This is a genomic window from Streptomyces sp. NPDC102279, from assembly GCF_044766365.1.
GTDB lineage: Bacteria > Actinomycetota > Actinomycetes > Streptomycetales > Streptomycetaceae > Streptomyces.
This window is the reverse complement of the sequence record NZ_JBIWLU010000012.1, coordinates 121,388-134,429: the sequence shown is the minus strand read 5'-3', so window position 1 is coordinate 134,429 and position 13,042 is coordinate 121,388. Positions and strand designations below refer to the sequence as shown.

Here is a 13,042-nt window from a genome sequence, read left to right as displayed (position 1 = left end):
AAGTTCATCCCTGGGTCTGCTGGATAGCTTCGCGAAGCACCTGGCGGTCGTCGAAGGGACGCACCACCCCGGCGATGTCCTGGCCCTGCTCGTGTCCCTTGCCCGCGATCAGCACGGTGTCGCCCGGCTTTGCGCGCGCGACGGCCGCGGCGATGGCGGCGGCCCGGTCCTCGAAGACCTGGACCTCGCCGCGCTCGTGCGCCGGCACCTCGGCGGCACCCGCGAGCATCGTGGCGAGAATGGCCAGGGGATCCTCGGAGCGGGGGTTGTCGGAGGTCAGGACGGCTGTGTCGGCGAGCCGGGCCACGGCCGCGCCCATCGGCATCCGCTTGGTCTTGTCGCGGTCGCCGCCGCAGCCGAGCACCACGTGCAGCTCGCCCTCGGTCACCTTGCGCAGGGCGCGCAGCACCGACTCGACGGCGTCCGTCTTGTGGGCGTAGTCGACGACGGCGAGGTACGGCTGGCCCTCGTCGATCCGCTCCAGGCGGCCCGGGACCCCCGGCACGGCGGCGACGCCGTCCGCGGCGGTCTGCGGGTCGATCCCCGCGACGGCGAGGGCGACGATCGCGGCGAGCGTGTTCGCCACGTTGAAGGGGCCGGCGAGCGGCGAGCGCGCGGTGATCCGCTCGCCCTTGGGGCCGACCGCGGTGAACGTCGAGTCCATCGGGCCGACTTCGACGTCCTCGGCGCGCCAGTCGGCGTCGGGGTGGCCCTCGGCGGAGAAGGTGACGACGGGGACGCCGGCCTCCACGGTGAGCCGGCGGCCGTACTCGTCGTCGAGGTTGACCACGCCGAGCCTGCTGCGCTCCGGCGTGAACAGCTGGGCCTTGGCCTGGAAGTAGTCCTCCATGCCGGAGTGGAACTCCATGTGTTCCGGGCTCAGGTTGTTGAAGACGGCGATGTCGAAGACGCAGCCGTCGACGCGGCCGAGGACCAAAGCGTGGCTGGAGACCTCCATCGCGACCGAGTCGACCCCGCGCTCGCGCATGACGGCGAACAGGGCCTGGAGGTCGGTGGCTTCGGGCGTGGTGCGCTCCGACTTGATGCGCTCGTCACCGATGCGCATCTCGACCGTGCCGATGAGCCCGGTGGAGTGGACGGTCTTCAGGCCGCCCTCGACCAGGTAGGCGGTGGTGGTCTTGCCGGAGGTGCCCGTGATGCCGATCTGCAGGAGATCGCGCCCCGGGTGGCCGTAGATGGTGGCCGCCAGTTCACCCATCGATCCGCGCGGGTCCTCGACGACGAGGACCGGAAGACCGGTGGCCGCGGCGCGTTCGGCGCCGGTCGGGTCGGTGAGGACGGCGACGGCACCGAGGCCGGCCGCCTGGGTCACGAAGTCGGCGCCGTGCAGACGCGCGCCGGGCAGGGCGGCGTACACGTCGCCGGGGCGCACCGCGCGGGAGTCATGGGTGATGCCCGTGACCTCCGCGTCGCTCCCCGGCTTCTCGGCGCCCAGTTGACCGGCCAGTTCTCCGAGGTGGGTGGCGGAGACGTGAACCGGTCGCGGCGGCCCCGGATATGTCACAGGGACGCCCTTCTGGGTGGTTTGGGACTGATCAGCGGTTGGCACGGCGGTGAGCGTACCGGGCGCACCCCCGCCGGGGCGAAGCGAGGGCGGGGGCGGGTCCTGCGATGAGGAGCGGTTCCCGGGGTCCGGGGTGATCGTTGTCACGAGTGGTTCCTGGTCCGTTGTGCGTGGGGGCCGATCAGGGCGTTCGGTCGGGGGCGGTCACGGCGTGTAGGTGACGGGGAGTCGGGCGGCCTGGGCGCCGGTGGGCGGGACCTGGAGGGTCTTCAGCGCGAACTCCATGACCTGCTTGTAGACGGGCCCGCAGATCTGACCGCCGAAGTAGCTTCCCTTGGTGGCGTTCTGGATCGCGCAGTACACGGTGATGCGGGGCTTGTCCGCGGGGGCGAACCCGGCGAACGACGAGGTGTAGCCGTGGTACTTGCCGGTGGCGGGATCCACGCGGTTGGCCGTACCCGTCTTGCCCGCGACCCGGTACCCGGGGATGCGCGCCTTGATGCCCGTGCCCTGCTCGTCGTCCACCACGGACTCCAGCATCTGCGCGAGGGTCTTCGCCGTCTTCTCGCTGACGACCCTGGTCTTCTTGGGCTCGGCGGCGGGGGTGAAGCGCCCGTCGGGGCCCTTCGCGCCGCGCACCAGCGTCGGTTCGATCCGGACGCCGCCGTTGGCGATCGTCGAGTAGACGGACGCGGCCTGCATCGCGTTGATCGAGACGCCCTGGCCGAAGGGAATCGTGTACTGCTGCGAGGTCGACCAGCTGTCCGGGGGCGCGAGGATGCCCGCCGTCTCGCCGGGGAAGCCGAGTCCGGTGTGACTGCCGATGCCGAATTTGCGCAGGTACGAGTAGAGGACCCGGTTGGCCTGCTTCTGCGTCCTGCCGAGCTGGCCGGTCGCCAGGATGGTCCCGATGTTGCTGGACTTGGCGAGGACGCCGTTGAGCGTCAGGTGCCAGGTGGCGTGGTCGATGTCGTCCTGGAAGAGCCGGTCGCCGCGGTGCAGGCGGTTGGGCACCACGACATGGGTGGTGGGCGTCGCCGCGTTCTCCTCCAGGACGGCGGCCATCGACATCAGCTTGGCGGTGGAGCCGGGTTCGTACGCGTCCTGGAGGGCCGCGTTGCCCAGGGCCGCGGCGTTGGCCTGGGTGAGGTCGTTGGGGTCGAAGCCGGGCGAGTTGGCCATGGCGAGGACCTGGCCGGTCCGGGTGTCCTGCACTATCACGTAGCCGCGGTCCGCCCCGGACTTCTTCACCTGCTCGGTGATGGCGTCCTGCGCGGCCCACTGGATGTCCCGGTCGATGGTCAGCTCGACGTCGGAGCCGGCCACGGCGGGTGTCTCGGTGGAGCCCACGGTCGGCACCTGACGGCCGCCGGACTGGGCGTAGCGGATCTTGCCGTCCTTGCCGGACAGCTCCTTGTCGAGCTGCTGCTCGACGCCGCCGCCGCCCTTGCCGTCGGCGTTGACCCAGCCCAGTATCCCGGCGGCGAGCTCACCGTTCGGGTACACGCGCTTGCTGGCCGGCACCGCGAGGACGCCGGCGAGGACGTTGACGGTGGCCTCGTCCGTCTCCGACTTGGTCGCGAGCGTGCTCTTCAGGTCCTTGATCTGCTGCCAGACCTGCGGGGTGCGGCGGTGCGCGAGGAGCGTGTAGCGGGTGTTCTTCGCGCGCAGCTTCTTGGCGACGGTGTCGGTGTCCTGGCCGAGGATCGGACCGAGCAGCGCCGCGGCCTGTTCGGGCGCGTCCGTCACCTTGGTGGCCTGCTGCGTGAACATCGTCGGGTCCGCGGTGATGTCGTACGCGTCGACGCTCGTGGCCAGTTCGATGCCGTCGCGGTCGGTGATCCCACCGCGTACGGCGGCCAGTGTGCGCCCGACGTACCGGTTCTGCTCGGCCTTCGCCGCGTAGGTGCTCGCGTCCACGGCCTGGACCTGGAGGAGCCGTACGACGAACGCGATCATCACGAGCGTCAGCGCGAGGCTCACCATGCGCAGCCGGGGGCGCGGGCTGCCGAGCCGGATGACGCGCGGGCCCGCGGGGCGGCGCGAGGCCGGCCGGCGCACGGGGCGGCCGCCGGGGCCCGGTCGGCGCCGACCCCCGGGGCGTACGGGCCGGGCGGGGCCGGGCACACGGCGGCGGGGCGGTTCCCTGTCGGACACTTCCGTCACCTGCCGGGGATCGTGGAGGGCTGCGTGGACGGGGCGGGGGCCCGGGTGGCGAGCGGGCCCGGGGAGGACTGCCCGGGGGCGGTCGGCGCGGCGGGGCTCGCCGGGGCGGCCGTGACCGGGGCGAGGACCTCGGGCGGCGGGGTCACCGGCGTCCGCGCGGCGGACTGCCGGGCGGCGGATCCGGGGACGCCCAGGACCGTGCCGTCGGGGTTGAGGAAGGCCGGGTCGCCGCCGGGGACCATGCCGAGTTCACGGGCGCGGCGCTGGAGGGCGTCGGGAGCGGAGTAGGCGTCCACGTCGCGCTGCAGCGCCTGTTCCTCGTCGGTCAGGCTCTTGGTGTCCTTCTGCAGGTCGTCGAGGCGGAACGCGCCCTCGCTGAGCGCCGAGTTCAGGACCAGGAGTCCGATGAGGCCGCCGCCGAGCAGGAGGACGACCAGCAGGACGAAGGGGGTTCGGGCGGCCTGTCCGGCGCCGGCCGGCAGAAGCCGGGCGAGCCGGGCGGCCCTCCCCCTGAGTTCGGGTTTTCCGCTCACTCGCCCTCCTTCTCCCCGCGCCTCACTCGGCGGCGTCCTCACGGATGCGTTGCGCTCCCCGCAGCCGGGCGGGTGCCGCTCGCCGGTTCTCGGCGACCTCTTCCTCGGTGGGAAGTTCGGCACCACGGGTGAGGAGCTTGAGCCGGGGCTGGTACCGCTCGGGGACGACGGGCAGTCCGGGCGGCGCGGTGTTGGCGGCGCCGGCCGCGAACACCTGCTTGACGAGCCGGTCCTCCAGCGAGTGGTACGACAGCACGGCGATGCGGCCGCCGACGGCCAGCGTCCTCACCGCCGCGGGGACGGCCCGCTCCAGAACGCTCAGCTCGCCGTTGACCTCGATGCGCAGCGCCTGGAAGGTCCGCTTGGCGGGGTTGCCGCCGGTGCGCTTGGCCGCCTGGGGCAGCGCGTCGCGGATCAGCTCGACGAGACGGGCGCTGTTGGTGAACGGCACCTTCTCGCGCTCGCGGACGACGGCGGAGACGATCCGCTTGGCCTGCTTCTCCTCGCCGTACGCGCGCAGGATCCGCACGAGTTCACCGGGCGGGTAGGTGTTGAGGACCTCGGCCGCGCTCATGCCGGTCGTCTGGTCCATGCGCATGTCGAGCGGCGCGTCCTGCGCGTACGCGAACCCTCGGTCCGCCTCGTCGAGTTGCATGGAGGAGACGCCGAGGTCGAACAGGACGCCCTGGACGCGCGGGATGTCCAGCCGCTCCAGCACCTCGGGGAGTTCGTCGTAGACGGCGTGCACCAGGGAGGCCCGGTCGCCGAAGGGGGCGAGGCGCTCTCCGGAGAGGCGCAGCGCCTCCTTGTCGCGGTCCAGGGCGACGAGCCGTACGTCGGGGAACCGGGTGAGCAGTGCCTCGCTGTGACCGCCGAGGCCGAGCGTGCAGTCGACGACCACGGCTCCGGGCTCGGTGAGGGCCGGGGCGAGCATGTCCAGACACCGTCGGAGCATGACCGGGACGTGCCGGCTCCGTCCCTCCGGTCGCTCGCTGCCGTCCTCGGTCGGAAGCGCTTCGCGCCCTTGCATTCCGGGCCCTCTCAGGTCCGGCGCGGCCATACGCACCGCCGGGTCCCCACCCGCTCGGGAAGGGGAGGCCTGCTGGCGCCGGATGAGAGGCGTCAGCCGACCGGGAGCGGGAGGAGGCCGAGCCGTACGTACGCGCCGCGCACGTGGGGAAACGCCGGAAAGTCGCCGGGTTTCCAGGGAAATCAGTCCAGCGGGGAGAGCCTCGCCTCCCGCTTCGCGTCACTTTAGTCCACGGTGTCGCGCGGTCAATCAACCGGCCTGCGCGTCGCGGGCGCCACTCGGAGTGAAGCCGCATATCGGCATGAATCACCCGTACGGGCGGGCCGTCACCGCCCGTGTGGATTAGCTCACAACAAGCCGCGATGGCGTTCTTTGTCCCCTCTCACAGCAGGACTACTCCCTACGTGACCAGTAACGTCGTGGGTATGACGACTTCTGCATCCGTCCCCACCGAACCCGAAGGCGCCATAGCCGCGGACCGCACCGTCACGGACCGTCTCGTCGACGCGAACGGGCAGTACGCCGCCGCGTTCACCGACCCGGGGATGGACGCCCGCCCCGTGCTGCGCGTCGCCGTGGTCGCGTGCATGGACGCCCGGCTCGACCTGCACGCCGCGCTCGGCCTGGAACTCGGCGACTGCCACACCATCCGCAACGCGGGCGGCGTGGTCACCGACGACGTGATCCGCTCCCTCACCATCAGCCAGCGGGCACTCGGCACCCGCAGCGTCGTCCTCATCCACCACACCGGGTGCGGCCTGGAGTCCCTCACCGAGGACTTCCGGCACGACCTGGAGATGGAGGTCGGCCAGCGCCCCGCGTGGGCGGTCGAGGCCTTCCGGGACGTCGAGCAGGACGTGCGCCAGTCGATGCAGCGCGTGCGCACCTCCCCGTTCCTGGTGCGCACCGACGACGTGCGCGGCTTCGTCTTCGACGTCACCACGGGTCTGCTCCGCGAGATCGACCCCGCCTGACCCCCGGCCCGCGAAGCCCCAGGTCGCCACGGTCGTCACCGCGTGGGACCCTCTCTTCACGAAAAACCCCGGCCTCACGGTGCCCAAAGGACCGTAAGAGCTGACATATCGCGGCCAGTTGTCCACAGGCGAGTGACACGAACCGGTAACGGCAACAAGAATGCGGGTGTGGCACCACGCGGAACTGTTCGCGCGTGGTGTCCGTGTTTCGGGGTGGGCCGGTCCGCACAGGGCGTCGGCCCGTGAAAGGGCCGAGGAGGGCCGGGTGACGACCTATGACGATCGAGCGAGCCTCACTGATCTGACCGCCACTGCGGAGCGTGTCCGCAGTTCGGTGGAAGGAGTGATCGAAGGCAAGCCTGAGGTCGTACGGCTTTCGCTGACCGTGCTGCTCGCCGAAGGACATCTTCTGATCGAGGATGTCCCCGGCGTCGGCAAGACCATGCTGGCCAAGGCGCTGGCGCGGTCCATCGACTGCTCGGTGCGGCGCATTCAGTTCACACCCGACCTGCTTCCCTCGGACATCACCGGTGTCTCCATCTGGGACCAGCAGCGGCGTGACTTCGAGTTCAAGCCGGGTGCGATCTTCGCGCAGATCGTGATCGGCGACGAGATCAACCGCGCCTCGCCGAAGACCCAGTCCGCGCTCCTGGAGTCGATGGAGGAGCGGCAGGTCACCATCGACGGGCAGACCTACGAACTGCCCAGCCCCTTCATGGTGGTCGCCACCCAGAACCCGGTCGAGATGGAGGGCACCTACCCACTCCCGGAGGCCCAGCGCGACCGCTTCATGGCCCGCGTCTCCATCGGCTACCCGAGCGCCGAGGCCGAACTGCAGATGCTGGACGTGCACGGCGGGGTGAACCCGCTGGACGACCTCCAGCCGGTCGCCCACGCGCACGACATCGTGAAGCTGATCGACGCGGTCCGCACGGTCCACGTCGCCGACCCCGTCCGCCGGTACGCGGTGGACCTGGTGTCCGCCACCCGCACCCATCCGGACCTCAGACTCGGCGCCTCGCCGCGTGCGACGCTGCACCTGCTGCGCGCCGCGAAGGCCTCCGCCGCGCTCAGCGGCCGCGAGTTCGCCCTGCCGGACGACGTGCAGGCGCTCGCCGTCGCGGTCCTGGCGCACCGCCTGCTGCCCACGGCCCAGGCACAGCTGAACCGCCGCACGGCCGAGCAGGTCGTCCAGGAGATCCTCCAGCACACCGCGGTGCCCGCCGCGCCCCAGCAGTCCGGTCTCACGATGGGCCGGGGCGCGCCCGCGTTCGGCCAGCAGCCGCCCCGGAGGCTGTGATGAGCCACGGGGGCACGGAGCACACCGCCGAGGAGGACAAGGGCGGGCTGCGCACCGCGCTCGCCGGGCTCACCACACGCGGGCGGTCCTTCCTGGCCGCCGGAGTGGCCGCCGCGATCTGCGCCTACGTCCTCGGACAGAGCGATCTGCTCCGGGTCGGCCTGCTCCTCGCGGTGCTGCCACTGGTCTGCGCGACCGTGCTGTACCGCACCCGCTACCGGGTCGCCGGCAGCCGCAGGCTCTCCCCCGGACGCGTGCCCGCCGGCTCGGAGGCCCGCGTCCATCTGCGCATGGAGAACGTCTCGCGGCTCTCCACGGGTCTGCTGATGCTCCAGGACCGGGTGCCGTACGTCCTCGGTCCGCGCCCCCGGTTCGTACTGGACAGGGTGGAGGCGGGCGGCCGTCGCGAGGTGTCCTACCGGGTGCGCTCGGACCTGCGCGGCCGGTACCCGCTGGGCCCGCTGCAGCTGCGGCTGACCGACCCGTTCGGCATGTGCGAGCTGACCCGCTCCTTCTCGACGTACGACACGCTGACGGTCATCCCGCGCGTGGAGGCGCTGCCGCCGGTGCGGCTGACCGGCGAGGCCAAGGGGTACGGCGACGGACGTCAGCGGTCGCTGGCCCTCGCCGGCGAGGACGACATCATCCCGCGCGGGTACCGCTACGGCGACGACCTGCGCCGCGTGCACTGGCGGCTCACCGCGCGCTACGGCGAGCTGATGGTCCGCCGCGAGGAGCAGCCCCAGCGCTCCCGCTGCACCGTGCTGCTCGACACCCGGGGCGTCGCCTTCCGGGGCGCGGGTCCCGACTCTGCCTTCGAATGGGCCGTCTCGGGCGCGGCGTCGGCGCTGGTGCACATGCTCGAACGGGGCTTCTCCGTGCGGCTGTTGACGGACACCGGCAGCTCGGTCCCCGGCGAGGGGGCCGAGGGGTTCACGGGCGCCAGCCAGGAGTCCGCGGACGCCGCCGGGATGATGATGGACACGCTCGCCGTGATCGACCACTCGGACGGTACGGGCCTGTCCCCCGCGTACGACGTACTGCGCGGCGGGAACGAGGGACTGCTGATCGCCTTCCTCGGGGATCTCGACGAGGAACAGGCCTCGGTGCTGGGCAAGATGCGCCAGCGCAGCGGCGGGGCCGTCGCGTTCCTGCTGGACAGTGAGTCCTGGGTACGGGAACCGTCCGACGTGTCCGGCCCGTTGGACAGGAGCGAGGACAGGCTGCGCATGCTGCGCGAGGCGGGCTGGACCGCCGTCACGGTGCCGCGGGGGGTGACCCTCGCCGAGCTGTGGCGCGAGGCGGACCGCCTGCGCACGCACATGGCGTCGACGGGGACTACCACGGGGGGTGGTGGCACATGAGCGGGCGGGCCCGACTGTCACTGTGCGCGACCGCGGCCACGCTCATGACCTCCTGTGCGCTGCTGCCGCTGGTGGACCCGGCGACCTGGCTCTTCCAGGCCGCGTTCCTGCTGGCCGTCCAGAGCGGTGTGGGCGCGCTGACCCGGCGGGTCCCGCTGGCACGGCCGCTGACCGTGGCCGCGCAGGCGCTGGTGACGCTGATGCTGCTGACCCTGGTCTTCGCCCGTCAGCAGGCCGTCGCCGTGATCGTGCCCGGCCCGGAGGTCTTCCAGCACTTCGGAGCCCTGCTCCAGGCGGGCACCGACGACGTCGGCAGGTACTCGATCCCCGCCCCGCTGTCCGACGGCATCCGGCTGATGCTGGTCGGCGGTGTCCTGGTGATCGGGCTCGCGGTGGACGCCCTCGCGGTGACCTATCGCAGCGCCGCACCGGCCGGACTGCCGCTCCTCGCGCTGTACTCGGTCGCCGCCGGTCTCGCCGGTGGCGGCGCGGCCTGGCTGTGGTTCCTGCTCGCTGCGGCCGGCTACCTGATGCTTCTGCTGGCCGAGGGCCGCGACCGGCTCTCGCAGTGGGGCCGCGTCTTCGGCGGGGCCGCCCGCACGCCCGGCCCGGACCTCGCCACCGGCGCCGTCGCACCCGTCAGGACCGGACGGCGGATCGGCGCGGTCGCGCTGGGTATCGCCCTGGTCGTGCCGATCGCCCTGCCCTCCCTGGAGGGCGGTCTGCTGGACGGCACGGGGCGGGGCATGGGCAACGGCCCCGGAGGCGGCGGCACCATCTCCGCCGTGAACCCGCTGGTCTCGCTCCGCGACAGTCTGAACGTGGACGAGGACCGCACGGTCATGACCTACCGCACCAACACGAACGAGACCCAGGACCTGTATCTGCGGATCGTCTCGCTGGACGACTTCGACGGCACGGCCTGGAAGCCGGCCCAGCGGCACATCCAGGAAGTGCCGAAGTCGTTCCCGGCGCCGATCGGTCTCGGCGGCGACGTCCGGCGGTCCTCGATCCAGACCCGCATCTCGGCGGCCGAGTGGTACGGGCAGGACTGGCTGCCGATGCCGTACCCGGCCAGCAAGGTCGACATCAACGGCTCCTGGCGGTACGAGCCGGTGGGGCGCACCCTCGTCGGTGACCACGGCCAGAACACCCGCGGTGTGCAGTACCAGGTGACCAGCCTGATGGTGCAGCCGACTGCGCGGCAGCTGGCGGACGCTCCGGACCCACCGGCCTCTCTGCGGCGCGAGTTCACGAAGGTGCCGGAGTCGTTGCCCGCGGTCGTCGCCAACACGGCCCGCAAGGTCACCCAGGGCTCGGCCAACCACTACGAGGAAGCGGTCAAGCTCCAGGACTACTTCGCCGTCAGCGGCAACTTCCGGTACGACACCGAGGTGCAGGCGGGCAGCGGCTCCGCCGCGATCGCGCGGTTCCTGAAGGAGAAGGAGGGCTTCTGCGTCCACTTCTCCTTCGCGATGGCGGCGATGGCGCGGACGCTGGGGATCCCGGCCCGCGTTGCGGTCGGCTTCACCCCGGGCACCCCGCAGGCCGACGGATCGATGTCGGTGGGACTGCGGGACGCGCACGCCTGGCCCGAGCTGTACTTCGAGGGCGTGGGCTGGACCCGCTTCGAGCCCACCCCCAGCCGGGGCACGGTGCCGGCGTACACGCAGTCGGACACCCCGGGCAACGATCTGCCGGTGGTGCCGAGGCCGTCCGACTCGGCGTCCGCGGCGCCCTCCACGGCCCCGTCGGCCAGCGAGAGCTGCTCGACACAGCTGCGCAAGCTGCAGGCCTGCCCCAGCGAGTCCTCCGCGGCGGCGGTCGGCGCGTCCGACGACGACTGGCCCTGGTTCAAGATCCTCGGACTCGCCCTGGCCGGTCTTCTGGTCCTGGGTGTGCCGCTGCTGCCGATGCTCTGGCGGGTGAGGGTCCGTGCCGTCCGGCTGGGCGGCCACGGCCGCACCGAGACGGACGTGGCGGCGTACACGCTGGCTGCCTGGCTGGAGGTGACGGACACGGCGTGGGACCACGGGATCGCGCCGGAGGACTCGCAGACCCCGAGAAAGGCCGCCGAGCGGATGGCCCGGCTGGGCGAGTTCGGACCGGAGGCCTCGGCCTCGGTGTACCGGCTGGCCGCGGCGGTGGAGCAGGTGCTCTACGCTCCGCGTCCCCGTCCGGTGACGGGTCTCGCGGACGACGCGCGCCGGATCGAGGGGGCCTTGAGAGCCTCCGCGAGCCGTCCCGCCCGGCTGCGCGCGCTTCTCACCCCGCGTTCGGCCGTCCGGGTGGCCTGGTCCACGGCGGCGGCCTGGACCACCTTCCGCACCCGCCTGTCGGCCCGCCTGGACGCTCTCCTCCGCCGCCCATCGGGCCAGAACCCCTGACCGCGGCACCGGCCGGGCGGGTGGAAGCCGGTCCGGCCTCCACCCGCCTCGGCTCGGGCCGAGGCGGCCCGGTCACCTACGGGCGCCCTGAGGTCGGTAGGCGCCGGCTCTGAGGCCTCGACGTCCGGCTGCTGCGGACCCTGCCGCGGACCCCGTGCCGGAACGTCGGAGGGCGCCGGTCGCTCTCCACGCCCTCCCCCAGGGCCTCGGCTTCACGGCCCGGGGAACGCTCTGAACGCATGCCTGAGGGGGCGTCCACCCCGTCGGGTGGACGCCCCCTCAGGCACAAGGTCTTCGGCTACGACACCGGAGGTCTACTGACCGCCCTGATCGTCGCGACGACGCTGCCAGCGCTGTTCGATCCGGTCCATCACCGACCGGCGTTGCCGGCCCTGATGGCGAGCGGCGGGCGAACCCGCAGCGGTCGGCTGTTCACCGGGCTTGGGAGCTTTGCGCCAGCCGGTGACGGCGAGCACCGCGCAGCCCAGCATGACGAGGAAGCCCACCACGCTCAGCCAGATCTGAACTGCGACCATTCCAGCCATGAGGAGCGCGATACCCACCAGGAAGCCCGCGACCGCCTGGTAGACCCGTCGCCGGGTGTACGTACGCAGCCCGCTTCCCTCAAGCGCTGTCGCGAACTTGGGATCTTCGGCGTACAGCGCTCGCTCCATCTGCTCGAGCATTCGCTGCTCGTGCTCCGAGAGCGGCACGGAGTCCTCCTCATCGTGCAGTCGCCGGGGCGACCGGGGGTCCCCTTCAGGATAGGCAGGGAATCGCCCCCGTGAAACCCGCCCCTCTACGCCAATCCGCCAACCGGAACCCGCCATGGCACCCCGATCCACTGAGGCGTGCATTCCCCAGCGAACGGTCCGTCATGCCGGACGGTCTCCCTCGATCATACGGCGCCGAGCACACGATCGGGTGGTCTGTGGCGTACTCCATCTGACGCCGAGCCCCTGATCAGCGGCGCACCGCGGGAGCTGCTCAGCCCTCGGCAGCCCCGCGGGCCTCGCCGAGCACATGGAGTTGTGTGGCCACGGAGTGGAAGGCGGCGAGTTCGGCCGCTGCGGCCTCCAGCTTCAGAAGCGCCTCCAACGCACCCGGCTCGGTGTCCACCAGGACTCCCGGCACCAGGTCCGCGAAGACCCGGACCCCGTGCACGGCGGCCACGTGCAGGCCCGCGCCGGTGACCAGACCGGTGAGCTGTTCGGCGGTGAAACGGTGCGGAACAGGATCACCCTCACCCCAGCGTCCGTCCGGGTCATCGAGGGCGTGTCGCGCCTCCTTGAAGTGGCCGGCGAGGGCCCGGGAGAGCACGGCGCCGCCCAGCCCGGCGGCGAGGAGGCTGAGGACACCCTCGGGCCGCAGGGCGTCCACCACGTTGCGGACGCCTTCGGCCGGACTGTCCACGTACTCCAGGACGCCGTGGCACAGCACCGCGTCGTAGCCACCGCGCTCGACCACGTCGAAGAGTCCGTGCGCGTCGCCCTGCACGCCCTGCACGCGGTCATCCACGCCGGCCTCGGCGGCGCGGCGCTCCAGCGCGAAGAGTGCGTTCGGGCTCGGGTCGACGACGGTGACCCGGTGGCCGAGGCGGGCGACGGGTACGGCGAAGTTGCCGCTGCCGCCTCCGGTGTCCAGGACGTCGAGCGACTCCCGCCCGGCGGCCTTGACCCTGCGGTCGAGGGCGTCCTTGAGGACCTCCCAGACCACGGCGGTACGGAGAGAAGCGCGGGGGCGCATCGGGTCCGACACGGCAG

Annotated in this window: 10 protein-coding genes; 4 read left to right on the top strand and 6 right to left on the bottom strand. The window is 72.1% G+C overall.

The features are described 5' to 3' along the window. Positions 1–4 precede the first annotated feature (4 nt). Genes ACIRQH_RS29570 through rsmH form a run of 4 tightly spaced genes read right to left on the bottom strand, consistent with a single transcriptional unit; the run spans position 5 to position 5,254 of the window. On the bottom strand, positions 5–1,672 hold the full coding sequence (locus ACIRQH_RS29570) for a UDP-N-acetylmuramoyl-L-alanyl-D-glutamate--2,6-diaminopimelate ligase (RefSeq protein WP_358820444.1): 1,668 nt from the start codon (positions 1,670–1,672) through the stop codon (positions 5–7). A gap of 57 nt (positions 1,673–1,729) precedes the next feature. Next, positions 1,730–3,682 (bottom strand): peptidoglycan D,D-transpeptidase FtsI family protein, encoded by a 1,953-nt coding sequence (locus ACIRQH_RS29565; protein ID WP_388929800.1) that lies wholly within the window; start codon positions 3,680–3,682, stop codon positions 1,730–1,732. Positions 3,683–3,687: 5 nt separating this feature from the next. Further along, positions 3,688–4,224: a septum formation initiator family protein gene (locus ACIRQH_RS29560; protein ID WP_358820446.1), complete on the bottom strand. Its 537-nt coding sequence runs from the start codon at positions 4,222–4,224 to the stop codon at positions 3,688–3,690. A gap of 22 nt (positions 4,225–4,246) precedes the next feature. Beyond that, on the bottom strand, positions 4,247–5,254 hold the full coding sequence (rsmH, locus tag ACIRQH_RS29555; RefSeq protein ID WP_358820447.1) for a 16S rRNA (cytosine(1402)-N(4))-methyltransferase RsmH: 1,008 nt from the start codon (positions 5,252–5,254) through the stop codon (positions 4,247–4,249). A gap of 362 nt (positions 5,255–5,616) precedes the next feature. On the opposite strand from rsmH, the gene ACIRQH_RS29550 reads away from it, so the two are divergent. The 4 genes from ACIRQH_RS29550 (at position 5,617) to ACIRQH_RS29535 (ending at position 11,279) form a co-directional block, all read left to right on the top strand. Continuing rightward, positions 5,617–6,228 carry a carbonic anhydrase gene (locus tag ACIRQH_RS29550; protein WP_358820448.1) on the top strand — a complete coding sequence of 204 codons (612 nt, stop codon included), beginning with the start codon at positions 5,617–5,619 and terminating at the stop codon, positions 6,226–6,228. 265 nt (positions 6,229–6,493) lie between these two features. Further along, positions 6,494–7,528, top strand: a complete 1,035-nt coding sequence (locus ACIRQH_RS29545) for a MoxR family ATPase (protein ID WP_358820449.1) — start codon at positions 6,494–6,496, stop codon at positions 7,526–7,528. Continuing rightward, a complete protein-coding gene (locus ACIRQH_RS29540) occupies positions 7,528–8,892 on the top strand; it encodes a DUF58 domain-containing protein (RefSeq protein WP_358820450.1) in 1,365 nt (454 codons plus the stop codon). The genes ACIRQH_RS29545 and ACIRQH_RS29540 overlap by 1 nt, the downstream gene beginning before the upstream one ends. Next, positions 8,889–11,279 carry a DUF3488 and DUF4129 domain-containing transglutaminase family protein gene (locus tag ACIRQH_RS29535; protein ID WP_404227689.1) on the top strand — a complete coding sequence of 797 codons (2,391 nt, stop codon included), beginning with the start codon at positions 8,889–8,891 and terminating at the stop codon, positions 11,277–11,279. Before ACIRQH_RS29540 ends, ACIRQH_RS29535 begins: the two co-directional genes overlap by 4 nt. A gap of 314 nt (positions 11,280–11,593) precedes the next feature. Here the strand turns inward: ACIRQH_RS29535 and ACIRQH_RS29530 are convergent, their stop codons facing one another. Continuing rightward, positions 11,594–11,992 (bottom strand): DUF3040 domain-containing protein, encoded by a 399-nt coding sequence (locus ACIRQH_RS29530; RefSeq protein WP_358820452.1) that lies wholly within the window; start codon positions 11,990–11,992, stop codon positions 11,594–11,596. A 274-nt stretch (positions 11,993–12,266) separates the two neighbouring features. Continuing rightward, the gene (locus ACIRQH_RS29525; RefSeq protein WP_358820453.1) at positions 12,267–13,037 is read right to left on the bottom strand and encodes a methyltransferase; all 771 of its coding nucleotides are present in this window, start codon (positions 13,035–13,037) and stop codon (positions 12,267–12,269) included. Positions 13,038–13,042 lie beyond the last annotated feature (5 nt).

What these genes read in the sequence shown, in the direction of transcription:
- rsmH (WP_358820447.1), bottom strand. Translation starts at nt 5,254, where the DNA reads ATGCAAGGGCGCGAAGCGCTTCCGACCGAGGACGGCAGCGAGCGACCG.
- ACIRQH_RS29550 (WP_358820448.1), top strand. Translation starts at nt 5,617, where the DNA reads ATGGCGTTCTTTGTCCCCTCTCACAGCAGGACTACTCCCTACGTGACC.
- ACIRQH_RS29540 (WP_358820450.1), top strand. Translation starts at nt 7,528, where the DNA reads ATGAGCCACGGGGGCACGGAGCACACCGCCGAGGAGGACAAGGGCGGG.
- ACIRQH_RS29535 (WP_404227689.1), top strand. Translation starts at nt 8,889, where the DNA reads ATGAGCGGGCGGGCCCGACTGTCACTGTGCGCGACCGCGGCCACGCTC.